Raw genomic sequence first — 25,823 nt, forward strand, 5'->3', positions numbered from 1 at the left:
GCCGGTCGGCCGGGCCCCGTCACCATGCGTGAGCAGTTCGTCAGCCGCGCGTCAGCCGCAGCGTCTGCACCTCGAACGGCCGCAGCGTCACCGGCACCGAGTCACCGTCCGTCGGTGCCTCGGAGAGAGGCCGCTCCAGCAGGTCGGTGATCCTGGCGCCCGCCAACGGGAACCCCGTGCACAGCGCACCCTCCGCACGGCCGCCGCGCGACTCGTAGAGGCGGACGACGACGTCGCCGGACGCGTCGTCGGCGAGCTTCACCGCCTCGATCGTCACACCGTCGCCGTCCGCCCACACCACCGGCTCCGGGGCGCCCGCGGCGTCCGCGACACGCAGCGGCAGGTTGAGGGAGTAGCCCTCGGCGACCGCGTCCTCGATGCTCGCGCCGGGCAGCAGCGAGTACGTGAAGCGGTGCTTGCCCTGGTCGGCGCCGGGGTCGGGGATACGCGGGGCGCGCACCAGCGACAGGCGGACCGTGGTCGTCGTACCGCCGTCCTCGCGGACCGTGCGGGAGACGTCGTGGCCGTACGTCGAGTCGTTGAGGACCGCGACGCCGTAGCCGGGCTCGGCGATGTGCACCCAGCGGTGGCCGGAGACCTCGAAGCGGGCCGACTCCCAGGTGGTGTTGGTGTGCGTGGGCCGCTGGACGTGGCCGAACTGGATCTCCGCGCTGGAGTGGGCAGCGCGCACGTCCACCGGGAAGGCCGCCTTGAGGATCTTCTCGGCCTCGTGCCAGTCGATCTCCGTCTCGAAGTCGATCCGGGGACTGCCGGCCCGGACGGTGATCGTCTGGACGATCTTCGAGCCCTTGCCGAAGTCACGCTCCACGCGGATGGCGCCGAGGAGCGGGTCCTCGTCGGTCACCGTGACGGAGGACGTCTCCAGCAGGTCCGTGTAGCGGTTCTGGTAGTGCTTGTCGATGTCCCAGGCGTCCCAGTAGTTCGGGAGGTCGGTGTGCAGGCGGAGCAGGTTGCCCTTGTCGGCGAGGACCTCACGGTTCGCCTTCAGGTCGCGGACCGACGCCAGCGTGCCGTCCACCGCCAACTCCACGCGTACCAGACCGTTGTCGAGGATCCGCCCCTCGGTCACCGTCACCGGCTGCGGGGGTTCCGCGACGGCCAGCGGGGCGCTGCCGTTCGCCGCGACCTCCACGTACATGGGGACGCCCGTCGAGGTGCGGACCACCTCGGACCGGTCGTACGGGCTGGTGTTGAAGGCGCGGGACTCGCCGCCGCCGAGCGCGGCCACCGCCTCGGCGGTGATCGCCTCCAACTCCTCGGCCACGCGGGCGTATTCGGCCTCCGCCTCGCGGTGCACCCAGGCGATGGACGAGCCCGGCAGGATGTCGTGGAACTGGTGGAGCAGGACCGTCTTCCAGAGGCGGTCCAGGTGCTCGTACGGGTACGCGTAGCCCGGAGCGTGCAGCGCGGCCGTCGTCGCCCACAACTCGGCCTCGCGCAGCCTGTGTTCGCTGCGCCGGTTGCCCTGCTTGGTGCGGGCCTGGGAGGTGTACGTGGCCCGGTGCAGCTCCAGGTACAGCTCGCCGACCCAGACCGGGGCGTCGGGGTACTCCTCGCGGGCCTTGGCGAAGAACGCGTCGGGGTGCTCGATCTCGACGGTGGCCGAGCCTTCCAGATCGGCGAGCCTGCGCGCCCGTTCCATGATCTCGCGGGTGGGGCCGCCGCCGCCGTCGCCCCAGCCGAAGGGGGCCAGCGAGCGGTTCGCGACGCCCTTCTCCTGGTAGTTGCGCGTCGCGCGGGCCATCTCCTCGCCGCTGAAACGGGCGTTGTAGGTGTCGACCGGCGGGAAGTGCGTGAAGATGCGGGTGCCGTCGATGCCCTCCCACCAGAAGGTGTGGTGGGGGAACTTGTTGGTCTGGTTCCAGGAGATCTTCTGGGTGAGGAACCACTCGTTGCCGGCGAGCTTGGCGAGCTGCGGGTAGGCCGCGGTGTAGCCGAAGGAGTCCGGCAGCCACACGCCCTTGGTCTCCACGCCGAAGTGCTCGATGAAGAACCGCTTGCCGTGGATGAGCTGGCGGGCCATCGCCTCGCCGCCGGGCAGGTTGCCGTCGGCCTCGACCCACATGCCGCCGACCGGCGCCCACTGGCCCTTCTTCACCGACTCCTGGATGCGGGCCCACACCTTGGGGTAGTTGTCGCGCACCCACTCGTACTGCTGGGCCTGCGAGCAGGCGAAGACGAAGTCCTCGTACTCGTCGGCGAGCGAGGTGACGTTGGAGAAGGTGCGGGACGTCTTGCGCTTGGTCTCCCGGATCGGCCACAGCCACGCCGAGTCGATGTGCGCGTGGCCGACGCCCGAGATCTTGTGGGCGCTGGCGTTGGCGGGCTTGGCCAGCGTGGGGGCCAGAGCCGCTCGTACCGCCGCCGCCGAACCGGCCACGTCGTCCAGGTCGAGGAGGTCGAGGGCACGGTCCAGGGCGTGCGTGATCTCGTGGCGGCGCGGGTCGTGCTCGCCCAGTTCCAGCATCAGCTCGCGCAGTACCTGGACGTCGAGGTCGAGGTGGAAGACCTCCTCGTCGAGGATGGCGAGGTCGGCGCGCTGGAAGGTGTAGATCGGCTTGTCGCCGGCGGTGAGGATGTCACCCATGGGGGTGATCTTGGAGAAGTTGTCGGCGAGGATGTCCGGGTTCGAGGCCGCCTCGACGAGGTAGTCGATCTCCTCGCCGCCCGTGGCCGGGTTGGCGACCGGCACGTACTGGTTGAGCGGGTTGACCGCCTTCAGCGGGGTGCCGTCGGTGAGGTGGACCAGGGCCTCGGCCTGGTTGCCGGGCCAGTCGCCGACGAAGCCGAGGTCGATGACCGCCTCGACGCGCCGGCCGGCCCACTCGGCGGGCACCCGGCCGCGCATCCGGAACCAGGTGGTGCCCCAGGGCGGGCCCCAGAGGGTGTCCATGGCGAAGGGCGCGTACTTCGCCGCCGCCGCCTCCTCGAAGGAGACCGGCTCGCCCGGCGCCTGCCAGGCCTCGACCTCGAAGGGAACCGTGGCCGCGTAGATCGCCGCCTTGATCCGCTGGTCGTGGAGGCGCTGGACGCGCTCCTCGATCCGCCGGCGTTCGTCGTGCATGAGAAGTCTCCAGACCAGATGTGATCAGACCGGATACGAGCAGCCGGATCCGAGCGGGAAAGCGCTTACTTAAGGTACGCCAGGCCGGGGTGGACGGCGGTGTATCCGTCGACCAGTCTGCGGGCCACGTTCACGGAGTCGACGAGCGGGTGCAGGGCGAACGCCTTGACCGCCGTCGCACGGGAGCCGGACTCGGCGGCGGTGAGCACCTCGCGCTCGACGGCCTTGACCGAGCAGACCAGGCCGGAGGCGTGGTCGGGCAGCGGGTCGACGGTGACGGGGTGGGCGCCGTTGGCGTCGACCAGGCAGGGCACCTCGATGACGGCCTCGGTGTCGAGCACCGAGAGCGTCCCGCGGTTGCGGACGTTGAGGATCAGGGTGGTGCGCTCGTCGCGGGCGATGGCCCGCATCAGGGCGAGGGCGACCTTCTCGTAGCCCCCGGAGAGGTCGTCGGCGTCGCGTTCGCCCGCGCCCGCCGTCTCGCGGGCCTCGGCCATGTAGGTCGCCTCGCGCTCGGCGCGGGTGCGGTCCCAGGCGGTGAGGGCGGCGGTGCCCGGCAGCTTCATCTCGTCGTAGAAGCCGGCCTGCTGGTCGCGCAGGAAGGCGCCGCGGGTCTTCTCGGCCTGGCTGTAGGCGCGTACGGCCTCGCGGTTGAAGTAGTAGTAGTGCAGGTACTCGTTCGGGATGGCGCCCAGGGACTGGAGCCAGTCGGTGCCGAAGAGCTTGCCCTCCTCGAAGGAGCCGAGCAGGTCGGGGTCGGCGAGCAGTCGCGGGAGTTCGTCGCGGCCGTTGACCCGCAGTCCGCGTACCCAGCCGAGGTGGTTGAGGCCGACGTAGTCGATCCACGCCTCGCCGGGGTTGGCGCCGAGCACCCGGGCGATACGGCGGCCGAGGCCCACCGGGGAGTCGCAGATGCCGATGACGCGGTCGCCGAGGTGGCGGGACATGGCCTCGGTGACCAGGCCGGCCGGGTTGGTGAAGTTGATGACCCAGGCGTCGGGGGCGACCCGCGCCACGCGCCGCGCGATGTCCTCGGCCACCGGGACCGTGCGCAGGCCGTAGGCGATGCCGCCCGCGCCGACCGTCTCCTGGCCGAGGACGCCCTCGGCCAGCGCCACCCGCTCGTCGTCGGCCCGGCCCTCGAGACCGCCGACGCGGATCGCGGAGAAGACGAAGTCGGCGCCGGTGAGCGCCTCGTCGAGGTCGGTCGTGGCGCTCACCTCGGGGGCGTCGGGCACCCCCGCCGCCTGCTCGGCGAGCACCCGGGTGACCGCCGAGAGGCGGCCCGCGTCGAGGTCGTGCAGCACGACGTGCGTCACCCGGCCCTCGGCGTGGTCGCCCAGGAGCGCCCCGTACACGAGCGGCACGCGGAATCCGCCGCCGCCCAGAATCGTCAGCTTCAAGGTTGCACCTTTCCTGCCGTGATGACCTGCACCCCGGCCTCCTGCAGAGAGGACTGCGTCGCCGGGTCCACCGGCGCGTTCGTCACCACCATGTCCAGGTCCTCGGGACCGCAGACCTTCGCCATGCCCGTGCCGGGGAACTTGGCCCGGTCGGCGAGCAGGACGACCCGGTCGGCGGCCTTGATCATGGCGCGCTTGACCGGCACCTCGACCACCGTGGTGTCCATCACCTGGCCGCCGGGCCGGACGCCGCTGGTGCCCAGGAAGAGCCAGTCGGCGTGCAGCTGGCGCAGGTTGTCCTCGGTGAGGAAGCCGACCAGGGAGCGGTACTCGCGCCGGACCATGCCGCCGAGGAGCACCAGTTCGATGCCCTCGTCGTCCAGCAGCTCCTCGAAGACCACCAGGTTGCTGGTGATCACGGTGAGCCGGCGGCCGTGCAGCTGCCGGGCCAGCCGGTAGGCGGTGGTGCCGATGTCGAGCAGCACGGAGGAGCCGTCCTCGACGAGGGAGGCGGCCTTGGCGGCTATCGCGTCCTTCTCGGCGACGCGCACCTCGGCGACCTCGGCGAAGGGCTGGTCACCCTCCTCGACCACGGCGCCGCCGTGTACGCGTGTGAGCAGGCCCTCCTCCTCCAGTCGGACCAGGTCACGCCGGACGGTGGCGGGGCTCACGCCCAGCTGCTCGGAGAGATCGGTCACTGCTGCGGGGCCCCCTGAACGCAGGGCCCGCAGGATGAGTTGATGTCGTCGTTCTGCCAGCACGCCGTGAACAGTACTCGTCATCTTCAATCATTTCTATGCTTGCTTCTGCTCGACTCTTGCCAAATCTTCTGAAGGCGCGCACGATTCCGGTCATCAAACTCATCAAACTGACGAGTTTTGACGAGAGGATGCGCGCGTGGACGACGAACGGCCCGATGTGCTGCTGACCGGGCTGCTCTTCTTCGACCTCGTCCTCACCGGCCTGGGCAAGCCCCCGACGCCCGGCGAGGAGATCTGGACGTCGGGGATGGGCACCAGCCCCGGCGGGATCGCGAACCTCGCCGTGGCCGCCGCCCGCTACGGTCTGAGAACCTCCCTGGCCACCGTCTTCGGGGACGACGCCTACGGCACTCACTGCCGCGACGTCCTCGCCGGCCAGGAGGGCGTCGACCTCTCGCTCTCGCGCACCGCGGACGACTGGCACACCCCCGTCACCGTCTCGCTCGCCTACAACGGCGACCGCGCCCTGATCACCCACGGGCAGCCGCCCCCGTACTCCCAGGACACCCTGCTGGGCGACCCGCCCGAGGCGCGCACCGCCCTCGTGCACCTGGAGGCCGAGCCCCACCGGTGGCTGGCCAAGGCGGCGGCCAACGGCACGCAGATCTACGCGGACGTCGGCTGGGACCCCACCCAGGTGTGGTCCTCGGACCTCCTCGACCAGCTCGCCCTGTGCCACGCCTTCCTCCCCAACGAGACCGAGGCGATGGCGTACACCCGCACGGACACCGCGGTCGCCGCGCTGGGCACGCTCAGCGAGCTCGTCCCGGTGGCCGTCGTCACCCGTGGCGGTGACGGCGCGATCGCCGTGGACCAGACGACCGGCGAGTACGCCACGGTCCCGGCCCTCGCCGTGGACGTCGTGGACCCGACGGGCGCCGGGGACGTGTTCGGCGCCAGTTTCGTCGCCGCCTCGCTCGGCGGCTGGCCGCTGGAGGAACGGCTGCGGTTCGCCGTACTGGCCGCCTCCCTGTCCGTACGGGAGCGCGGCGGGGCGCTGGCCGCGCCCGGCTGGTACCACGTCCACCGCTGGTGGCACACGCTGGAGGACCCCGAACTGCGGCGCGCCTACGGCTTCCTGGCCGACCGGCTGCCGGCCGATCCGGGGCCGCCGGTGCGGTTCGCGCCTGTCACACCCTGACTTTCCCCCTGTCCCCCCGATTTTTGCTCCTTACCCACTCACGCCCTTACGCACTTACGCACTTACGCACCGAACAGATCCGAAAGGCGGTGGGAGCTGTGCAGCTCTCACGAAGAGGCCTCCTGCGCGCGGGCCTGGCCGGCACGGCCGCCACGGCGCTCGGGGGCCTGGCGAGCGGCTGCGCCGTTCCGACCGGCTCCACCGGGCGCGACATGGTCCTTTGGTACTGGAGCGGCGGCCTGAGCGACACCGTCGTCAAGAACGCCAAGGCCCGCTTCGACAGGTCGATGGACCTCCGGGCCATCCAGATCGGCGGCCAGTACCGCTCCAAGCTCATCACCACCATCACCGGCCAGGCCCATATCCCGGACATCGCGGGGCTCAAGGGTGAGGACATGGCCGCCTACCTGCCGAACGCCGATCAGTTCATCGATCTGCGGACGCTGGGCGCGGAGAAGCACAAGAGCCAGTACCTGTCCTGGAAGTGGGACCAGGGCATCGCCGACGACGGCACGATGGTCGGCTTCCCGATCGACTGCGGGCCGGTCGCGCACTACTACCAGTACGACGTCTTCCGCAGGGCGGGGCTGCCGTACGAGCCCGAGGACGTGTCGAAGGAGCTGAACACCTGGGAGAAGTACTTCGACGCGGGCGTGCGGCTCGGCAAGGGCGTCCCGGGGGCCAAGCTGCTCACCGACGTCAACTCCGTCTTCGAGAACGTCGTACAGCAGGGCGCGAAGCGGTACGTCGACAAGGACCGCCATTTCATCGGCGACCAGGAACACGTGCGCCAGGCCTGGGCACTTGCCGTGGAGGCCAAGCGGCGCAGGATCGTCTCGGACCTGGTCAGCGGCACCCCGGACCAGTTGTCGGCCATCGAGGAGGGCAAGCTGCCGAGCCAGCTCGGCGCCTCCTGGGCCAGCTTCGACATCAAGAACGGCAATCCGAAGACCAAGGGCAGATGGCGGGTCGCCGACATGCCGGTGCGGCCCGCCAACAACGGCGGCTCGTTCCTGTCGGTCACCAAGGCGTGCCGGGAGCCCGAGCAGGCGTTCCAGGTCATCACCTGGCTCCTCGACGCGGCCAACCAGGCCCAGGGTTACGTCGACGCCGGCCTCTTCCCCTCCACGCCCGCCTCCTACGACCTGAAGCAGCTCCGGGAGCCCGACCCCTTCTTCGGCGGCCAGGTCACCACCGACGTCTTCGGGCCCGCCGCGCAGAAGATCGTGGTCGCCTACAACAGCCCGTACGACATCGCGCTCGGGACACCCATCAAGGACGAGATCAAGAACGTCGGCGTCCTCGGCAAGGACCCGGAGAAGGCCTGGAGTGACGCCATGAGCAAGTGCCGTCGGATCGCGAAGCACCTGGGGGTGAGCTACTGATGGCGGTCATCGAGCGCACCTCACCCGTGGTGACACGGCCTCCCGCGGCCGGGCCGAAGAAGGGCCTGCGCAAGTACTGGCACCTCTACGCCGCGATCTCCCCCTTCTACCTGATCTTCCTCGGCTTCGGCCTGTTCCCGGTCGGCTTCTCGCTCTACCTGTCCTTCCACCGCTGGGACGGCCTCGGCTCGATGGAGTGGGCCGGGCTCTCGCAGTACCAGTACCTGCTGAGCGACAGCGACTTCTGGAACTCGATCGGCAACACGATCATCATCTGGGCGATGGCCACCTTCCCGATGATCCTCCTGGCGATGGTCACGGCCGTGATGCTCAACTCGGCGGTCCGGTTCAAGAGCCTGTACCGCGTCGCGTACTTCCTGCCGAGCATCACCTCGGTCGTCGCCATCGCGATCGTCTTCGGCTCGATCTTCTCCACCAACGCCGGCATGGTGAACGCCGTCCTCAACGCGGTGGGGATCGACCAGATCGCCTGGCTGAACACACCGTGGGGCATCAAGGTCACCATCGCGGCCCTGATGACCTGGCAGTGGACCGGCTACAACGCGATCATCTTCCTCGCCGGGCTCCAGACCGTCCCGGGCGAGCTGTACGAGGCGGCGCGCATGGACGGCGCCGGCCCCGTCCAGACCTTCTTGCGGATCACGCTGCCGCTGCTGCGGCCCACGCTGCTGTTCGTGCTCGTCGTCTCGACGGTCACGGGCCTGCAGAGCTTCTCCGAACCACAGGTCCTGCTGCAGACCTCGTCCAACGACTCGACGTTCGCGGGCGGTCCGGGCCACTCGGGCCAGACCATGGTCCTCTACTTCTTCCAGCAGACCTTCGACAACAACGACTTCGGGTACGGAGCCGCGGTGGCGTGGGGCATCTTCCTCGTCGTCGTCCTCTTCTCGATCATCAACTGGCGCCTTGTGCAGCGCCGGGGCGACTAGGAAGGGCCCGCATCATGGCATCCATCAAGGGCTCCCGCCGCAGAGGGCTCGCGCTGCACCTCCCGCTGATCGTCGGCACGCTGGTCTCGGCCTTCCCGTTCTACTGGGCCGTGATCATGTCGACGCACAGTTCGACGGAGATCTTCTCGTACCCGCCGAAGCTGCTGCCGGGCACGCACTTCCTGGAGAACGTCCGCAATCTCTTCGACGCCATCGACTTCTTCGGGTCGATGTGGAACTCGCTGCTGGTCGCGGTGTCGGTGACCTTCCTGGTCCTGCTCTTCGACTCGCTGGCGGCCTTCGTCTTCGCCAAGTTCGAGTTCCCGGGCAAGGGGCTGCTGTTCGGGCTGCTCATGGTCATCTTCATGGTCCCGGCGCAGCTGTCGGTCATCCCGCAGTTCGTCGTCATGGCGAAGATCGGCTGGATCGGCTCGATGACCGCGCTGATCGTGCCGGCCGCCGCCAACGCCTTCGGTATCTTCTGGATGCGCCAGTACATGAGGACGGCCATCCACGACGAGCTGCTCGACGCTTCCAGGCTCGACGGCGCGAACTTCCTGCGCCAGTACTGGCACGTGGCCCTGCCGGTGGTCCGTCCCGGTCTCGCCTTCCTCGGCATCTTCACCTTCATGGGCCAGTGGAACGACTTCGCCTGGCCCCTGATCTCCCTCACCAACCCCGACAACGTGACCCTTCAGGTCGCGTTGTCCCAGCTCAACGGCACCCACGGCACCACCGACTACGGGATCGTGATGACCGGCGCCCTGCTCGCCCTCGTCCCGCTGCTGATCGTGTTCGCGGTCGGCGCCAAGCAGATCATCGGCGACCTGGCGAAGGGAGCTGTCCGCGGATGACGAGCGACCCGCTGCTGGCCCTGCGCCCCTGGGAGTCACCCGAGGTGACCTCCTGGAACCGGCTGCCCATGAACGCCGTCGACCGGCGGGCCCAGGCGCTCTCCCTGGACGGCGACTGGCGTTTCCAGCTGCTCCCGACGCCGACGGCCGAGGTGGGCGACGACTGGTCCTCGGCCCGGGTCCCCGGCGCGTGGACCCTCCAGGACACCGACGACCTGCCCTGGTACACCAACGTCCGGATGCCGTGGCCCGACTTCCCGCCCGCGTCGCCCGCGGCCAACCCGACGGGCGTGTACGAGCGTGAGTTCGACGTTCCGGCCGAGTGGGCGGGCCGGCGGATCGTGCTCCAGGTGGGCGCCGCCGAGAGCGTGCTGCTCGTGCACGTCGACGGGCGGCCGGCCGGCGTCTCCAAGGACTCCCATCTGGCGGCCGAGTTCGACCTCTCCGGCCTCGTACGCCCCGGCGCTTCCGCGACCCTGCGACTGACGGTCGTCAAGTGGTCCGACGCCACCCACATCGAGGACCAGGACCAGTGGTGGCACGGCGGCGTCACCCGTTCGGTGCTCCTGTACGCGACGGACCCGCTGCACCTCGCGGACGTCACCGTGCGGGCACCGGCCTCCGGTGAGCTGCGGGTGGACTGCCGGGTGCGGGACGCGGGCGGCGCACTGCCCGAGGGGTGGTACGTCACCGGCGAGATCGACGGTCAACTCCTGCTCCAGGACGCCGAGTTCGACCGCCTCAACGCCGAGGACGACCGGGTCTCCGACTTCCTCGGCGAGCCCCGGCTGGGCGCGCAGGTGTCCGACGTACGCACCTGGAACGCCGAGACGCCCGAGCTGTACGACCTGACCGTCCGGCTGCACCGCACCGACGGAACGGTCGCCGACACCTCGCGGCGGCGCATCGGTTTCCGGGACGTCGAGATCGTCGGGCGGGACCTGCTGGTCAACGGGGAGCGGATCTACGTGCGGGGCGTCAACCGGCACGACTTCCATCCGCTGACCGGGCGGTCCGTGTCGTACGACGACATGCGCGCCGATCTCGTCCTGCTGAAGCGGTTCGGGTTCAACGCGATCCGGACCGCGCACTATCCCAACGACCCGACGCTGTACGACCTCGCGGACGAGCTCGGTCTCTACGTGGTCGACGAGGCGGACATCGAGTCGCACGACCACGCCCACGAGATCGCGGACGACCCGCGCTATCTGAACGCCTTCGTGGACCGGGTCTCGCGGATGGTCCTGCGGGACAAGAACCACCCCTCGGTCATCATCTGGTCGCTGGGCAACGAGTCCGACTACGGCGCGAACCACGACGCGGCGGCGGGCTGGCTGCGCCGGCACGATCCGACCCGGCCGCTCCAGTACGAGGGCGCGGCCAAGCTCGGCTGGGCCGATCCGGCGGTCGCCTCCGACATCGCCTGCCCGATGTACGCGCCGCTGGAGGACTGTGTCGCGCACGCGCTGTCCGGCGAGCAGACCAAGCCGCTCATCCAGTGCGAGTACTCGCACGCCATGGGCAACAGCAACGGCACGCTCGCGGACCACTGGGCCGCCATCGAGTCAACTCCGGGACTTCAGGGCGGGTTCATCTGGGAGTTCTGGGACCACGGAATCCTTCAGTGCGTGAACAGCGGCAGACCTCTCGGACGCCCGGGCGCCGGGCTCCATGACAACGGTGTCGCCGCCCCCGGCCTGCGCTGGGCGTACGGCGGCGACTTCGGCGAGACGATCCACGACGGCGCCTTCATCGCCGACGGTGTCGTCTTCCCCGACCGCACGCCCAAGCCCGTCATGTACGAACACCGGGAGATCGCGGCCCCGGTGCGCCTGGAGGCCTACCGGCACGAGGGGCTCGTGGTCGCCAACCACCAGAGCTTCCGGGGCCTGGACTGGCTCGCGGCCACCTGGGAACTGACACTCGCGGACGGCCGTACGCTGACCGCGCCCGCCGAACTGCCCGATCTGCGCCCCGGCGAGACGGCGGCCGTGCCGCTGCCCATCGAGCTGCCCATGGACGGCGGCGAGGCCTGGGTGACCCTGCGGGTGACGACGGCCGGCGACGAGCCGTGGGCGCCGCGCGGCACCGAGATCTGCGTGCCCCAGCTGCTGCTGCGGGCCGCGTCGGCCGTGCCGGAGGCGGCGGTCGCGGGACCGCGTGTCACGGTCGACGCGGACGGGCTGCTGGTCCACCCGCTGCTGACGTCGGCGCCCGTGCTGTCCCTGTGGCGGGCCCCGACCGACAACGACGAGCTGGGCGGCATGGCGGCCAGCTGGCAGGACTGGGGCCTCGACACCCTCGTGCGCAAGGCCGTCGACGTGCGGCGCGACGGCGGGAGCGTGAGCGTGCTCGCCGAGTACGCGGCGAACGCGGGCGTGATCCGTCACCAGCAGGTGTTCACCCCTGTCCAGGGCGGTATCCGCGTCGAGGAGAGCGCCGAACTGCCGGACGCGTACGCCGATGTGGCTCGCGTCGGCTCCGTGTTCGAGACGGTGTCCGGGCTCGACCTGCTGGAGTGGTTCGGACAGGGCCCCTGGGAGTCCTATCCGGACCGCGCCGCGGGAGCGCCCGTCGGGCATCACTCGGCCCCCGTGGACTCCCTGTTCACCCCCTATCTGCGGCCGCAGGAGAGCGGCGGACGGCACGGTGTACGACGGTTCAGGCTGTCGGCGCCGGACGCCACCGGTCTCTCGGTCGTGCTGGACCGGCCGCGCCAGGTCTCCGTGACCCGGTTCCGCGCCGAGGATCTGGCCGCCGCCACACACCACGACCAGCTGACGCCACGGCCCGGCTGCGTGGTCCACATCGACGCGGCACACCGGGGGCTCGGCACGGCGTCGTGCGGCCCCGACACCTCCCCCTCCTACCTCCTGCAGCCGGGCACCCACCGCTGGGCCTGGACTCTTCGCACGCTCTAGCTCCCCCCACACCTCCTCTCACCTCAAAGAACCTCTTACGGAGTCAGCTGTGTGCACCTCGCACGAGTCCGGGCACGAGCCTGCCCTCGAAGCACCCCAGGCGGGCGCCGGACGGCGTACCTTCCTGCGGGCGACCGCGCTCATCGGGGCGGCCGCGACCACGTCCGTCGCCCTGCCGACGGCCGCCGAGGCCCTGACGGACCAGACGCGTTCGTCGTGGCGGCCCGACACCGAGAGCCGCCGGTTCACGCTCGCCGTGATGCCCGACACCCAGTACCTCTTCGACGGGCCGAGCATCAACCCGGCGCCGATCGAGGCCTCGCTGCGCTATCTGCTGGAGCACGGCAGGGACGAGAACATCGTCTTCCTCACGCATCTGGGCGACATCACCGAGAACGGCGCACAGGCCGAAGTCGACGCCGCGGGCAAGGCGTTCGAGCTGCTCGACCGGCGCGGTGTGGGCTACAGCGTCCTCGCGGGCAACCACGACATCCGCTCGTCCACCACCGACCAGCGCGGGGCCACCCCCTACCTGGACGTCTTCGGCCCGGACCGCTTCCGGTCCAAGCGGACCTTCGGCGGCGCCTCGGCCGACGGCTACAACACCTTCCACGTCTTCAGGGCGGCCGACCGCGAGTGGCTCGTCCTCGCCCTGGACTGGCGGCTGTCGGACAAGGGGTACGCCTGGGCCGAGAGCGTCATCGCCCAGCACCCGACACTCCCTGTCATCCTCACCACGCACGAACTCGTCTACGAGGACGACACGCTCTCCGCGTACGGTCAGCAGCTGTGGGACAAGCTGGTCAAGAACCACGACCAGATCTTCCTCACCCTCAACGGGCACTACTGGCCCGCCGCCCGCGCCACCCGCGAGAACGCGGCCGGGAACGACGTCCACCTGCATCTGACGAACTATCAGAACCGTTACTACGGTGGTGCGGCGATGATCCGCCTCTACCACTTCGACCTCGACCGCGACACCATCGACGTCGAGACGGTCTCGCCGTGGATCCTGGGGCGGGCGGCAAGGGGACTCAACGAGCTGGAGCGCGAGGAGATGGAGCTGTCCGGCGACGCGGACCGCTTCTCCGTGGAGATCGACTTCGAGCAGCGGTTCTCGGGCTTCGCGCCGGTGGCACCGCGACCGGCCCGGCCGGCGAAGAAGATGCTGGTTCCCGGGACCGTCGCCTACTGGCGCTTCGACGGACAGCGGGACGGCGCGGCCGTGACCGGCACGGTCCGCGACCAGTCGGGCCACGGCAACGACCTGAGCCTGGTCACGGTCGGCGCGTCCGCCCTCACCTGGTCGTCCGACCACCACCCGGACCAGCCGGGCCACGGCAGCCTGGAGTTCCAGGGCTACAAGTCCCCGCTGAAGGGCGCCTATCTGCGCACGGTCGACGGCGCGCCCCTCAACTCGGCGACGTTCAAGGCCGGTTACACCATCGAGGCGTTCTACCGCCTGCCTGCCGACTGGGACCCCGCGCACCACGCCTGGGCCGGACTGGTCAGCCGTACCGGCACGGGCGGGGCCGCGGGCAAGACCGTGGACGACCCGGACGAGCCGCTGGCCACGCTGTCGCTCTCCGACGGGCCCGGCCCGCAGTGGGCGGTACGGCCGCTCAACCAGCAGGGCATCGCGACCAACTGGGGCGACGAGACCGCCCGGGAGGTGTGGTGGCACGTGGCCGTGGTCAACGACGGCCGGCACACCACGCTGTACGTCCAGGGCTGCCCGGTGGCCCGCAATCCGCACGCCACCGCGGTCGGGCTCACCTCGGTCGGGCTGCCGTGGCTGCTCGGCGGCTACGAGTACGCGGGGAAGATCGACCAGATCCTGCACGGCCGCCTGGGCGACGTACGGATCGTCGAACGGGCGCTGCCCGTCAGCGCGTTCATGAACCACTGACACACACCGTCACCCGCTGACACACCCCGTCGGGCTCCGCCAAGCCTCGTGGACTCCACAACTCTCCAGATCACACCAGATCCCAAGGGACCCACAGACCATGACAGAGCAGCAGCTGCCTGCCTGGGCCGACCCCGCCGTCTCCCCCGCCGGCCTCGACGCGCAAGGCGTCTCCCGGCGTCAACTCCTGCACCGGGCGGGCCTGTTCGGCGCGGCCTTCGCCGCCGGATCGCTGGCGACGCCTGCCTCCGCCGCGACGGGCCCGCGACGGCTCGGCGGCAGCGACCCGCGCCTCGCCTACCTCGTCGGCGACCATCACATCCACACCGTGTACAGCCACGACGCCAAGTACACGTTCTCCCAACTGGCGGCGGCGGGCGAGAAGTTCGGCCTCGACTGGATGGTGTTCACCGAGCACTCCAACTTCGGGCACGCCCAGTTCGGCGCCCCGCTGGAGCACGCCGAGATCCTCAAGGCACGCGCCGAGAACCCGCGTCAGCTGATCTTCCAGGGCCTGGAGTGGTACATCCCGGGCGCCGAGCACTGCACGGTGTTCTCGCCGCCCGGCCGCCACGAGGTCGACCTGCTCACCCGGTTCGAGAGCGCCTACGACGGCAAGCTCCTCGGCTACACCGAGGGCTCGGCCGGCGCCGCGGACACCGCCCGCAACGAGGCACACGCCGTCAAGGGCATCCAGTGGCTGGCCGAGCAGCGCCGCACCGGCTACGTCGACGACGTGCTGGTCCTCGCCAACCACCCGATGCGCCTGGGCATCGACTCCCCGCACGAGATCCGCAACTGGCGGGACGCGGCCCCCGAGATCATGATCGGCATGGAGGGCGCGCCCGGCGCCCAGGGCGCGGCCATCCCCGGCTGGCGCGGGGCCACGTCGATCCGCGGCGAGTACGAGAACAAGCCCTCGGCGCAGTCCTGGCAGGGCTATCCGGCGGACGGGTACCGGACGTACGGCGGCTTCGACTGGGCGACCGCGACGGTCGGCGGGCTGTGGGACTCGATGCTGGCAGAAGGCAGCCTGTTCTCGATCACCACGAACTCCGACGCGCACCGGATCGTCTTCGACACCTGGAAGAACGGCGACTGGCCGGCCGGACAGAACTTCGACAACACCGGCAAGCTGCCCGACCCGGTGAACACCGACACCCCGCAGCCCGGCAGCGACTTCTGGCCCGGCCAGTTCAGCCGCACCCACGTGGGCGTCACGGGCTACGGCTACCGCGCGGTGATGGCGGGTATGCGCGCGGGCCGGGTCTGGCTGGACCACGGCCACCTGCTGGACGGGCTCGACGTACGGCTGACGCGTGACTGCGACTTCGGCCGGGGTGTCACGCTGGGCGGCCGGCTCCGGGTCCGCAGGGGCGAGAAGCTCACGCTGAACATCACCGTGACCACCGCCTCGCGTCTCAACCCCCAGGGAATCCTGCCCGAGTTGGCGCACGTCGACGTGATCCGGGGCGCGGTGCGCGGCCGGGTCGCCGACCGGGACACCTGGAAGGCGCCGGACACGAAGGTCGTGCAGTCGAAGGACGTGACGGGGCGCACGGGGACGTACACCCTGCGCGTGCCGCTGACCGCCGGCGACGAGTCGTTCTACGTCAGGCTGCGGGGCAGCGACGGCAACCGGCACGGTGCCGGATACCTCGGTGCCTCGGTCGACCCGCACGGTCCGATCACGCACGAGCCCGGAAACGGTGACCCGTGGGCCGATACGTGGTTCTATTCCAACCCGGTGTTCGTCGACGTCGTAGGTGGCTGACTGATGAAGCGTCAACTCCTGTCCCTCAGCGCATTATTAGGCCTTTCGGGAGCGCTGGTGCTCGGCGTCGGCGGAACCGTGTCCGCCGCCGACGCACAGTGGACGGAGACGGGCTCGGCCCAGGTCGACTCCCTGGGCAGCGGTCAGGGGCTGGCCTCCCGCGCGGACGGCACGCTCCTGTACCGGGGTCTCACCTCCATCCCGCTGGACCTGCGCATCGCCGGCTGGAACCACATCGGTGACCCGGACATCATGAACGGGTATGTGTTCGACGCCTATCAGGGGTCGGACACGGCCACGTCCAAGATGTTCGCGGTCACCACCCCGGCGGGGCAGCGCTACCAGTACGTTCACCAGCTCGACTCGGGCGAGAAACTGAACAACTCCTTCGCCACCGTCTCGCCGGACAACCAGTGGCTGGTCTCGGGCGAGTGGGGCGACCAGTCCCGCCTCCAGGTGTTCCCGGCCCCGCTCCTCAACACGTCGACCCCCGCCACGGGCGGCGTGCTGCCGCAGGCCGGACAGATCACCCTGGACAGGACGGTGCGCGACATCCAGGGCTGTGACTTCGTCACCGCGACCCGGTTGCTGTGCGCCTCGGACGACGACTCGGGCACTCTGTTCCCCCAGGTCCGCCCGCTGCTCCAGGTCGACCTGGAACGCGCGGTGGACGGCAAGGCGGTCACGGGACACGTCACGAGCCTGTTCGCCCTCCCGCAGCGCAGCACCTGCGCGGGGACGGCGTACGAGGCGGAGGGCGTCGACTACGACACGAACACCGGCACCCTGCGCGCCGAGGTCGTCCAGCCGGGCATCTGCGCACTGGCGACCACCGTGTACTCGTACCGGCAGGTCACGGGCTGACGGGCTGATCGCCCGGGGCACACCGTGGGCCGCGTGACCACCGAGGAGTCGCCGCGGCCGCAGTCCCTGATGCTGACGCTCCTGGGCGACCAGATGCTCGGGCGCGACGTCTGTGTGCACTCGGGCAGTGTCATCGACGTGTTCGCGCGCGTGGGCGTCGGCGAACAGGCGACCCGCTCGACGCTGACCCGGATGGTGAGCCGCGGTCTGCTGCGCCGTCAACGCGAGGGCCGCCGGATGTACTTCGGGCTGACCGGGCGTTCGGCCGCCGTGCTGCCGGACGGGGAGCGGCGTGTCTGGCACACCGGCGCGGTCAACCGGCACCGGGACGACACCTGGACCCTGCCCGGCTTTCGCCTACCGGAGTCCTGGCAGCGCCAACGCCACGATCTGCGCTCGCAGTTGACCTGGAGCGGCTTCGGCCCGCTGTTCGACGGCCGGTGGATCGCGCCCGGCGAGGTCGACGTTTCCGCCCTGGTGACCGAACTCGGCCTGTCCGCCCAGGTGAAGGTGTTCCGGGCGCACGCCGACTCGGGCATGGACATCGACGCGATGATCGAGAAGACCTGGGAACTGCCCGAACCGGCTGGGCGCTGCGGGGCCCGGACCACTGGCCGGCGGAACGGGTCGAGAAGACGTTCCGGGTGGTGCACGAACGGCTCACGCCGCCCGCCCAGGATGCCTGGGGACGCCTGCTCGACCTCGTGCCCGCGCGCGAGGAGTCAGACGTAGAACCGCATCACGCTCTGCAGCACCGCCGCCGGCTTCGGGGCGCCCTCGATCTCGATCGTGCCGTCGACGGTGATCTGGACCCCGCCCGGCACCTCCTCGACGTCGGCCAGCCTGCCGATCAGCCGGATCTTCGAGCCGACCTTCACGGGCGAGGGGAAACGCACCTTGTTGAGGCCGTAGTTGACCTTCGTGCTGACGCCCTGGACGTCCAGCAGCTCGGTGAAGAGCGGGATGAAGAGGGAGAGGGTGAGGTATCCGTGGGCGATCGGGGCGCCGAACGGGCCCTCGGCGGCCTTCTCCGGGTCCACGTGGATCCACTGGTGGTCGCCGGTCGCGTCGGCGAAGGTGTTGATGCGCTCCTGCGTGACCTCGATCCACTCACTGGTGCCGAGGTCGCTGCCGGAGAGCTTCCTGAGTTCGTCGATGCCGTTGACCGTGATGCTCATGTCGCGTTCCTTAACTGGGAGTTGAAGAGAAAGTGGTCGGGCGCCGGAGCGGGCTACGAACCCGCGCCGAAGGCCTTGCGCACCCGGGCCTTGAGGAGCTTCCCGGAGGCGGTGCGCGGTAGTTCGTCCGCGATGACGACCGATTTCGGGATCTTGTACTTGGCGAGCCGTCCGGACAGCGAGGCCAGCACCTCGTCCGCGTCCAGGGCCGCGCCCTCGCGGGGCACGACGACCGCGCGCGGCACCTCGCCCCACTTCTCGTCGGCGACGCCGATGACCGCGCACTCGACGATGTCGGGGTGGGCCAGGAGGAGGTCCTCGATCTCGGCGGGGTAGATGTTCTCCCCGCCCGAGATGATCATGTCCTTGATGCGGTCGACGACGAAGACGTACCCGTCCTCGTCGATCCGGGCGGCGTCCCCGCTGCGGAACCAGCCGTCCGTGAAGGAGGCGGCCGTCTCCTCGGGCAGGCCCCAGTAGCCGGGCATGACGTGCGGCCCGCGGACCACGATCTCGCCGGGCTCGCCGATCTCCGCGGGAGTCAGGTCCGGCCGTACCACCCGGACATCGCTGAAGAAGTGCGGTACGCCCGCCGAGCCGGCCTTGCTGACCGCGTGCTCGGCGTCCAGGAACAGGGTGCCGGGCGAGGCCTCGGTCATGCCGTAGCCCTGGAGGAAGGTGAGCCCGCGCTCCTGGAACCTGGCGATGAGCGGGGTCGGCACCGGTGAGCCGCCGCAGGAGAGCATGCGCAGCGACGACAGGTCGGCGTCGGCCCAGCGCGGGTGTCTGGCCACCTGGTCGAACATGGTCGGCACGCCGAACATGAAGGTGATCCGGTGCTGTTCGATCAGGTCGAAGGTGGCCTCCGGGACGAAGGACTCGACCAGGACGCACAGACCGCCCTTGAGGAGCACGGGCAGGGTGAGCATGTTCAGCCCGGCCGTGTGGAACAACGGGGCGGAGACCAGGGCGCGTTCGTCGGTGATGACGTCCTGGTCGACGAGCACGTTGACGGCGTTCCAGGTGAGGTTGCCGTGCGTGAGCATGGCGCCCTTGGGGCGGCCCGTCGTGCCCGAGGTGTACATGATGATGCAGGTGTCGTCGGCGGTGACCGGCGCGTCGATCGGTTCGGCGGAGGAACCGGCGAGTGCCTCCTCGTACTCGGCGCCGACCTCTACGTACGCGCGCACGTCCGTGTTGCCGGGCAGTCCGGCGACGAGGCCGGCGTGCGAGGGTCCGTAGACGAGGGCCTTGGCGCCGGAGTCGGCGAGCTGGTAGGCGATCTCCGGGCCGGCGAGGCGGGTGTTGAGCGGTACGAAGACCGCGCCGAGCATGCCCGCCGCGAACAGTGTCTCCAGGTAGGAGGGGTGGTTCGGGCCGAGATAGGCGATCCGGTCGCCGCGGCGCACGCCCCGGTCGCGCAGAGCGTGCGCGAGCCGGGTGGTGCGCTCGTACAGCTGTGCGTAGGTGAGCGTGGTGTCACCGTGGATCAGGGCGGTGCGTTGGGGGGTCTTGCGGGCCCGGCGGGCGGGCCAAGACCCCAGTCCCTCGTTGCGCATCGTTGCGCCCCTCTACGAGTTACGAGTTACGAGACATGACTGACATGACCTATGGCTTTGTCAGCCCGAGCAGCCGGGCCGCGTTCTCCTTGAGGATCTTCGGCCTGACCTCGTCCTTGATCGGGAGCTTCTCGAAGTCGGCGAGCCAGCGGTCCGGGGTGAGCACCGGGTAGTCCGAGCCGAAGAGGACCTTGTCCTTGAGCAGCGTGTTGGCGTACTGCACCAGCTGCGGCGGGAAGTACTTCGGTGACCAGCCGGACAGGTCGATGTGCACGCCCGGCTTGTGCGTGGCGACGGCGAGCGCCTCGTCCTGCCAGGGGAACGACGGATGCGCCAGGATGATCTTCATCTCCGGGAAGTCCGCGGAGACGTCGTCCACGTGCAGCGGGTTGCTGTACTTGAGCCTGATCCCGCCGCCGCCGGGCACCCCTGCCCCGATGCCGGTCTGGCCGGTGTGGAAGAGCGCGATCGTGCCGGTCTCCTCGATCACCTCGTACAGCTCGTACGCGACCGAGCGGTCGTTGGGGAAGAAGCCCTGGATGCTGGGGTGGAACTTGAAGCCCCTGACCCCGTACTCCTCGACCAGCCGACGGGCCTGCTTGACGCCCGCCCGGCCCCGGAAGGGGTCGATGGAGGCGAAGGGGATCAGCACGTCCGGATTGGCCGCGGCGGCCTCGGCGACCTCCTCGTTCGGGACGGGCGCGGTGCCGGTCGCGGACTCCGCGTCCACGGTGAAGATGACGGCGGCCATCTTCCGCTCGCGGTAGTACGCGGCGGTCTCCTCCAGGGTCGGCTTCCGTTTGCCCTCGACCTTGAAGTAGGCCGACGAGGCGTCGTGGAGGTCGTCGGCCAGGGACGAGGTGCCCTTGGAGGAGATCTCGGCGTGGGTGTGGACGTCGATCGCGACGAGTTCCTCGACGTTGAGGTGCGCCATGGTTACGCCTCCGGGAACTTGGGGGCGGGGATGCCCACCGACTGGAGCTCCGCGCCGACCGAGGTGGGCCAGGCGTCGGCCAGGGATTCGGGGGTCCAGCCGCCGTCCGCGTACGCCGCCCTGACCTCCTGCGGATGCGACCAGAGTGCCACCTTGTCGCCGCCGATGCCGATGGCCTGGCCGGTGATGCCCCGGGCGGCCTCGGAGGCGAGGAAGGGGACGAGGGCGGCGCAGTCCTCGGGGGTGCCGAAGCCCTCGCCCTTGCGCAGGAAGGCCGGGAACGGCTCGCCGTTCTTCAGCGCCTCGACGTACGGGGCGAAGGCCGGGATCGTCTCGGTCATGGCGGTGGCGGCCACCGGCACGATCGCGTTGACGGTGATGTTCGCCCGGCCCAGCTCCATCGACCAGGTGCGGGCGAAGGCGGCGATGCCGGCCTTGGCGGCGGCGTAGTTCGTCTGCCCGAAGTTGCCGCGCTGGCCGGCCGGCGAGCCGACCAGGATCAGCGTGCCGCCCTCGCCCTGCTCGCGCATGCGTACGGCGGCGGCGCGGGCGCAGGTGAAGGTGCCCTTGAGGTGGGTGGTGATCACCGCGTCGAAGTCGTCGTCGGTCATCTTCCACAGCACCTTGTCGCGCAGGATGCCCGCGTTGGTGACCAGGATGTCGAGCCGGCCGAACTCCTCCACCGCGCGGTTCACGAGCCGCTCGGCGGCCTCCGTCGTGCCGACCGGGACCACCTCGGCCACGGCGGTGCCGCCGGCCGCGGTGATGGACTTCACGGCCTGCTCGGCCACGGTCTCGTCGATGTCGTTGACGACGACGGAGGCGCCGGCGGCGGCGAGAGCGTGCGCGTAGGCGAGGCCGAGGCCACGGCCACTGCCGGTGACGACGGCGACCTTGCCGGTCAGATCGATGCTGGGCACGAGGGGGGTCCCTTCACAAGACGACAACTCAGGACGACATCTCAAGACGACTGCTCGAGATCGAAGCTAAGAGCAATAATTGTTGACGTCAATAGTTGTTGCCATCAGATGCGTGCGCCATGCTGGAATCAGCACATGGAACCGCCCCGCCCGGGGCCTCGACGAGGGAGCCCGCCATCGCCCGCCAGCAGGACGTCCACAATCCCGCCCCCATCGACGCGCACGAGCCCTGGATGCGCGGCCTGCACGCGGACACCGGCTACCTGCTGTACCGGCTGGGCCTGCGCTCCGGCCAGTTGTTCAACACCTTCCTCCAGGAGTCGGGGCTACGGCTGCGCCACTACGCGGTGCTCCGCTTCCTGACCACCTCCACGGGTGCGCTCCAGCGCGAACTGAGCACCTCGCTCGGATACGACCCGAGCGCGATCGTCGGCCTGGTGGACGACCTGGAGAAGCTGGGCTTCGTCGAACGCCGCCCCTCCCCCGACGACCGCCGCAGCCGGATCGTCGCCCTGACCGGGAACGGCCGCGCCTTCCTCCGGGACACCGACGAGGCCGGCCAGCGCGTGACCAACGAACTTCTGGACCCTCTCGACCAGGCCGAACGGGAGTCGCTGCACACCCTGCTCCAGCGGCTCACGGAGGACGGGCTCGGGTGATACGCGCCAACCAATGTTGGGCACATTCTTGACTGTCGCTTGATTGGTGCCTAATTTCACCCTGGCACCGGTGCGGTCCCCCAACCGGTGACGTCCCCCACGACATCGGCATCAGGGAGCTCCCCCGTGCAGCCATCCCGCTCGTCCTCCGGCGCCGCCCCCCAACCCTCCCCGGACACAAGGGAGTTGCGCCGCGTCGCCCTCTCCGGACTGCTCGGCACCACCGTCGAATTCTACGACTTCCTCGTGTACGGCACGGTCGCCGCGCTCGTCTTCGGCGAGCTGTTCTTCCCCCAGGCCGACCCCGCGGTCGGCACCATCGCCGCCTTCGGCACCTTCGCCGCCGGCTATGTCGCCCGGCCGCTCGGCGGCATCGTCTTCGGCCACTTCGGCGACCGGCTCGGCCGCAAGTCGATGATGCTGCTGACGATGACCCTGATGGGCTGCGGCAGCTTCCTCATCGGGCTGCTGCCAACGTACGACACGATCGGCGTCTGGGCCCCGGTCCTGCTGGTCGCCCTCCGGGTCGTCCAGGGCCTCGCGATCGGCGGCGAGTGGGGCGGCGCGACCCTGATGGTCGTCGAGCACGCCGAGCGCACCCAGGGTGCCCGGCGCGGCCTGTGGTCCAGCTCCACCCAGCTCGGTGCCCCGCTCGGCTCCGTGATCTCCGCCGGAGTGGTCACCCTCGTCTCCACGCTCCCCGACGACCAGTTCCGCTCCTGGGGCTGGCGCATACCGTTCCTGCTGAGCTTCGTACTGCTCGGCGTCGGCCTGTTCGTCCGGCTACGGATCGCGGAGAGCCCGTTGTTCGCCGAGGGCAGGCGGGAGAAGTCCGCCAGGCCGCCGATCCTCGAGGTGCTGCGCCGGCCCAAGCCGGTGCTGCTCGCCTGCTGCGTCGGCATCGGCGCCTTCACCGCCCAGTCGCTGCTGACCGGCTTCATGATCTCCTACGCCACCGGCAACGGGTACAGCCGCCCACAGGTCCTCACCGCCGTGACCGTCGCCTCCTGCGTGGCGCTCGTCGTCCTGCCCACCGCCTCCGCGCTCACCGACCGCGTCGGCCGCCGCCCGGTGGTCCTCACCGGCGCCGTCCTCTCGGCCGTACTCGCCTTCCCCGTGCTGTGGCTGGTCGACACCGGATCGCCCGGTCTGCTGATCCTCGCCCTCGTCCTCGGTCACGGCATCGCCCAGTCCACGATGTACGGACCGCTGGGCGCCCTGTTCTCCGAGATGTTCGGCACCAAGGTGCGCTACACCGGCGCCTCGCTCGGCTACCAGGCGGCGACCCTCGTCGGCGCCGGGTTCTCGCCGCTGATCGCGACCAGCCTGCTCGCCTCGAACGGCGGCGGCAGTACGCCCGTGTCGCTTCTGCTCTGCGGCGGCGCGCTGATCACCGCGGTCACCGTGTGGCGGATGCCCGAGACACACACCGAAACGCTCGGCGCCCCGGCCCTCCCCCGGGAAACCCCCGCCCCCGAAGGCATCCACCCGTGAACTCCCGCACTCCCGTCACGGACACGGGCGTCCGCCGCACACGGATGCCGTACCGGTCCTCGGTATACAGGGACGCGTACAAGGACGTGACGTCACCCCGGGGAGCTGCCCGCCCATGACCACCCGCTCCGCGCCCGACCGGCTGCTGTCCGTGCTCAGCGCCTTCGACCACGAGCACCCGGCGCTGTCCCTGACGGACATCAGCCGGCGGGCCGGGCTGACCCTGACCACCACGCACCGGCTCGTGGGCGCCCTCACCCACTGGGGCGCCCTGGAGCGGGACGACGACGGCGTCTACCACGTCGGCCTCAGGCTGTGGGAGGTCGCGGCCCTGGCCCCGCGCGGGCTCGCGCTGCGGCAGATCGCACTGCCTTATCTGGAGGACCTGTACGAAGCGACGCACGAGAACGTGCAGTTGGCGGTACGGGACGGCGGCGAGGTCGTCTACATCGAGTGGCTGTCGGGCCGTTCGGCGGTCGGCGTGCACATCCGGGTCGGGGCCCGCTGGCCGCTGCACGCCACGGGCGTCGGCCTGGCCCTCCTCGCCCACGGCGACCCGGTGCTGCAACAGCAGTACTGCGAGGGCCCGTTGGCCTCCTTCACCCCGCACACGATCACCGACCCGGCCAAGTTGCGCCGCGTCCTGGCCGAAGTCCGGCGCACAGGCGTGGCGGTGAGCAGCCGTCAGGTCACCGACGACGCCCTGTCGGTGGCCGCCCCGGTCCACGGCCCGGGCGGCGCGGTGATCGCCGCGGTGTCGGTCGTGGTGCCCCAGGCCGACGCCCAGGTACCGGCGCTGGTGCCCGCTGTGCGGCTGGCGGCACGAGGCATCTCACGGGCGCTGGGCTGGCAGCCGGCCAGGCACTGAGCGGGCATGGCGAAGTCTCGTGCGGTACGACTGCGCCCCAAAGGGGCGCGACCCAGCTGCCGACCAGCAGCGAGGCACGGCAGAATGCAGGACACCGTACGGGCGCACTTCCCGCCCGGTACCGGGGTCACGCCCATCACCGTCGTCGTCAAGCCGGGCACCGACCCGGCGACCGGATCAGCGCCCTCTCGCCGACCACCCAGGTCCGTACGCTGCCCGGTGGGACGACCGTGCTCGAACTCCAACCGAGCGGCAGCGTCGACGGGAAGGCCGCGACCGACCTCGTCCAGCGGATCAGGGACGTACGCGGTGACGAACCCGTCCAGATAACTGGCCCCGCCGTCCAGCTGGTCGACTTCCGGGAGATGCTCGGCGACCGGGCGCCCTGGGCCGCCGTCACCGTTCCGATCGGCATCTTCGCCCTGCTGTTCACCTTCACGGGATCGGTGCTGATCCCGTTGCGGATCATCGCCACGACCCTGCTGAGTCTCGGTGCCGCGCTAGGTGTGGTGGTCTGGGTGTTCCAGGACGGGCATCTGGCCGGTCTCCTCGGCTCAGAGGAGCTGGGCTCGCCCAATCTGACCGCGCCGCCGCTGATCATCGCGATCGCGTTCGGTCTGGCCATGGACTACGAGCTGTTCATCCTGGCCCGGATGCGCGAGGCCCGGCTGCAGAGCGGCGACGACCGTGAGGCTGTGGTGACCGGTCTGCGCCGCTCCGGCCCAGTGGTCACCTGCGCCGCCCTGCTGCCCGCCGTCGTCTTCGGCGCCTTCATGACGGGCGGTTTCGCACCCATCGTGCAGATCGGGCTCCGTCTGACGCTGGCCGTGCTGGTCGACGCAACGATCGTACGGATGCTGCTGGTCCCGGCGACCATGGCGCTCCTGGAACGCCGGACCTGGTGGGCGCCGCCGCTGCGACGCGTGCACGACCGCTTCGGGCTGCACGAGGAAGCGCCAGCGGAGTCCCGGGTGCCGACCAACGCCTGATCTGGAGGAGTGGGGCGGTCCCTGGAGGGGCCGCCCCACAGCCGTCCTTACCGGAATCGCCCGTATCACTGTTCGATGGAGCCAAAAAAGGGCATGGGGCGCACATGTGTGCGCCCGATCGCTTGATCGTGTCGGGTATCTACGCGGTGGGGCGGATGGTATGCCCAGGACTTTA

The 25,823-nt window shown here is 70.2% G+C and carries 18 protein-coding genes and 2 pseudogenes; 13 read left to right on the top strand and 7 right to left on the bottom strand.

Going from position 1 to position 25,823, the window contains the following annotated elements; all coding sequences use genetic code 11:
- Positions 1-40: 40 nt before the first annotated feature.
- The 3 genes from ACW4TU_RS06260 to ACW4TU_RS06270 form a co-directional block, all read right to left on the bottom strand.
- Positions 41-3,085 carry an alpha-mannosidase gene (locus tag ACW4TU_RS06260; protein WP_457425433.1) on the bottom strand — a complete coding sequence of 1,015 codons (3,045 nt, stop codon included), beginning with the start codon at positions 3,083-3,085 and terminating at the stop codon, positions 41-43.
- A 65-nt stretch (positions 3,086-3,150) separates the two neighbouring features.
- Positions 3,151-4,488, bottom strand: a complete 1,338-nt coding sequence (locus tag ACW4TU_RS06265) for a 6-phospho-beta-glucosidase (RefSeq protein ID WP_457425435.1) — start codon at positions 4,486-4,488, stop codon at positions 3,151-3,153.
- On the bottom strand, positions 4,485-5,249 hold the full coding sequence (locus ACW4TU_RS06270; RefSeq protein ID WP_164411015.1) for a DeoR family transcriptional regulator: 765 nt from the start codon (positions 5,247-5,249) through the stop codon (positions 4,485-4,487). Before ACW4TU_RS06270 ends, ACW4TU_RS06265 begins: the two co-directional genes overlap by 4 nt.
- Before the next feature lie 136 nt (positions 5,250-5,385).
- Between ACW4TU_RS06270 and ACW4TU_RS06275 the strand changes: the two genes are divergently transcribed.
- From ACW4TU_RS06275 to ACW4TU_RS06315, 9 genes and pseudogenes are all read left to right on the top strand, one after another.
- Positions 5,386-6,390 carry a carbohydrate kinase family protein gene (locus ACW4TU_RS06275; RefSeq protein WP_457425437.1) on the top strand — a complete coding sequence of 335 codons (1,005 nt, stop codon included), beginning with the start codon at positions 5,386-5,388 and terminating at the stop codon, positions 6,388-6,390.
- Positions 6,391-6,488: 98 nt separating this feature from the next.
- Positions 6,489-7,775 carry an ABC transporter substrate-binding protein gene (locus ACW4TU_RS06280; protein WP_457425439.1) on the top strand — a complete coding sequence of 429 codons (1,287 nt, stop codon included), beginning with the start codon at positions 6,489-6,491 and terminating at the stop codon, positions 7,773-7,775.
- Positions 7,775-8,725, top strand: a complete 951-nt coding sequence (locus tag ACW4TU_RS06285) for a carbohydrate ABC transporter permease (protein ID WP_457425441.1) — start codon at positions 7,775-7,777, stop codon at positions 8,723-8,725. The genes ACW4TU_RS06280 and ACW4TU_RS06285 overlap by 1 nt, the downstream gene beginning before the upstream one ends.
- 14 nt (positions 8,726-8,739) lie before the next feature.
- On the top strand, positions 8,740-9,579 hold the full coding sequence (locus ACW4TU_RS06290; RefSeq protein ID WP_457425443.1) for a carbohydrate ABC transporter permease: 840 nt from the start codon (positions 8,740-8,742) through the stop codon (positions 9,577-9,579).
- Positions 9,576-12,500, top strand: a complete 2,925-nt coding sequence (locus tag ACW4TU_RS06295) for a glycoside hydrolase family 2 TIM barrel-domain containing protein (protein ID WP_457425445.1) — start codon at positions 9,576-9,578, stop codon at positions 12,498-12,500. The genes ACW4TU_RS06290 and ACW4TU_RS06295 overlap by 4 nt, the downstream gene beginning before the upstream one ends.
- A gap of 49 nt (positions 12,501-12,549) precedes the next feature.
- Positions 12,550-14,409, top strand: a complete 1,860-nt coding sequence (locus ACW4TU_RS06300) for a LamG-like jellyroll fold domain-containing protein (protein ID WP_457425447.1) — start codon at positions 12,550-12,552, stop codon at positions 14,407-14,409.
- 100 nt (positions 14,410-14,509) lie between these two features.
- Entirely contained in the window at positions 14,510-16,183 is a 1,674-nt protein-coding gene (locus tag ACW4TU_RS06305) for a PHP domain-containing protein (protein ID WP_457425449.1), read from the top strand.
- 3 nt (positions 16,184-16,186) lie between these two features.
- Complete coding sequence (locus ACW4TU_RS06310; RefSeq protein WP_457425451.1) at positions 16,187-17,047, top strand: hypothetical protein; 861 nt, start codon at positions 16,187-16,189, stop codon at positions 17,045-17,047.
- A gap of 33 nt (positions 17,048-17,080) precedes the next feature.
- Positions 17,081-17,772, top strand: a pseudogene (locus ACW4TU_RS06315) (PaaX family transcriptional regulator); the annotation flags it as partial.
- On the opposite strand, the gene ACW4TU_RS06320 reads toward ACW4TU_RS06315, so the two are convergent.
- Genes ACW4TU_RS06320 through ACW4TU_RS06335 form a run of 4 tightly spaced genes read right to left on the bottom strand, consistent with a single transcriptional unit; the run spans position 17,770 to position 21,638 of the window.
- On the bottom strand, positions 17,770-18,225 hold the full coding sequence (locus tag ACW4TU_RS06320) for a MaoC family dehydratase (RefSeq protein WP_457425453.1): 456 nt from the start codon (positions 18,223-18,225) through the stop codon (positions 17,770-17,772). The pseudogene ACW4TU_RS06315 and the gene ACW4TU_RS06320 sit on opposite strands and share 3 nt — an antisense overlap.
- Before the next feature lie 53 nt (positions 18,226-18,278).
- On the bottom strand, positions 18,279-19,784 hold the full coding sequence (locus tag ACW4TU_RS06325; RefSeq protein WP_457425455.1) for an acyl-CoA synthetase: 1,506 nt from the start codon (positions 19,782-19,784) through the stop codon (positions 18,279-18,281).
- Positions 19,785-19,833: 49 nt separating this feature from the next.
- Entirely contained in the window at positions 19,834-20,718 is an 885-nt protein-coding gene (locus ACW4TU_RS06330) for an amidohydrolase family protein (RefSeq protein ID WP_164313318.1), read from the bottom strand.
- A 2-nt stretch (positions 20,719-20,720) separates the two neighbouring features.
- Entirely contained in the window at positions 20,721-21,638 is a 918-nt protein-coding gene (locus ACW4TU_RS06335; protein ID WP_457425458.1) for an SDR family NAD(P)-dependent oxidoreductase, read from the bottom strand.
- Between the two features lie 119 nt (positions 21,639-21,757).
- On the opposite strand from ACW4TU_RS06335, the gene ACW4TU_RS06340 reads away from it, so the two are divergent.
- The 4 genes and pseudogenes from ACW4TU_RS06340 to ACW4TU_RS06355 all read left to right on the top strand — a co-directional run.
- Positions 21,758-22,297 (top strand): MarR family winged helix-turn-helix transcriptional regulator, encoded by a 540-nt coding sequence (locus ACW4TU_RS06340; protein WP_457425460.1) that lies wholly within the window; start codon positions 21,758-21,760, stop codon positions 22,295-22,297.
- A 126-nt stretch (positions 22,298-22,423) separates the two neighbouring features.
- Entirely contained in the window at positions 22,424-23,791 is a 1,368-nt protein-coding gene (locus tag ACW4TU_RS06345; protein ID WP_457425462.1) for an MFS transporter, read from the top strand.
- A 115-nt stretch (positions 23,792-23,906) separates the two neighbouring features.
- Positions 23,907-24,659, top strand: a complete 753-nt coding sequence (locus tag ACW4TU_RS06350) for an IclR family transcriptional regulator (RefSeq protein ID WP_457425464.1) — start codon at positions 23,907-23,909, stop codon at positions 24,657-24,659.
- Between the two features lie 47 nt (positions 24,660-24,706).
- Positions 24,707-25,648 (top strand): annotated as a pseudogene (locus ACW4TU_RS06355) (MMPL family transporter); the annotation flags it as partial.
- Positions 25,649-25,823: the final 175 nt, after the last annotated feature.

The sequence above is a fragment of the Streptomyces kryoterrae genome, assembly GCF_054072135.1.

What these genes read in the sequence shown, in the direction of transcription:
- ACW4TU_RS06260 (WP_457425433.1), bottom strand. Translation starts at nt 3,085, where the DNA reads ATGCACGACGAACGCCGGCGGATCGAGGAGCGCGTCCAGCGCCTCCAC.
- ACW4TU_RS06285 (WP_457425441.1), top strand. Translation starts at nt 7,775, where the DNA reads ATGGCGGTCATCGAGCGCACCTCACCCGTGGTGACACGGCCTCCCGCG.
- ACW4TU_RS06290 (WP_457425443.1), top strand. Translation starts at nt 8,740, where the DNA reads ATGGCATCCATCAAGGGCTCCCGCCGCAGAGGGCTCGCGCTGCACCTC.
- ACW4TU_RS06295 (WP_457425445.1), top strand. Translation starts at nt 9,576, where the DNA reads ATGACGAGCGACCCGCTGCTGGCCCTGCGCCCCTGGGAGTCACCCGAG.
- ACW4TU_RS06305 (WP_457425449.1), top strand. Translation starts at nt 14,510, where the DNA reads ATGACAGAGCAGCAGCTGCCTGCCTGGGCCGACCCCGCCGTCTCCCCC.
- ACW4TU_RS06310 (WP_457425451.1), top strand. Translation starts at nt 16,187, where the DNA reads ATGAAGCGTCAACTCCTGTCCCTCAGCGCATTATTAGGCCTTTCGGGA.
- ACW4TU_RS06320 (WP_457425453.1), bottom strand. Translation starts at nt 18,225, where the DNA reads ATGAGCATCACGGTCAACGGCATCGACGAACTCAGGAAGCTCTCCGGC.
- ACW4TU_RS06325 (WP_457425455.1), bottom strand. Translation starts at nt 19,784, where the DNA reads ATGCGCAACGAGGGACTGGGGTCTTGGCCCGCCCGCCGGGCCCGCAAG.
- ACW4TU_RS06330 (WP_164313318.1), bottom strand. Translation starts at nt 20,718, where the DNA reads ATGGCGCACCTCAACGTCGAGGAACTCGTCGCGATCGACGTCCACACC.
- ACW4TU_RS06340 (WP_457425460.1), top strand. Translation starts at nt 21,758, where the DNA reads ATGCTGGAATCAGCACATGGAACCGCCCCGCCCGGGGCCTCGACGAGG.
- ACW4TU_RS06350 (WP_457425464.1), top strand. Translation starts at nt 23,907, where the DNA reads ATGACCACCCGCTCCGCGCCCGACCGGCTGCTGTCCGTGCTCAGCGCC.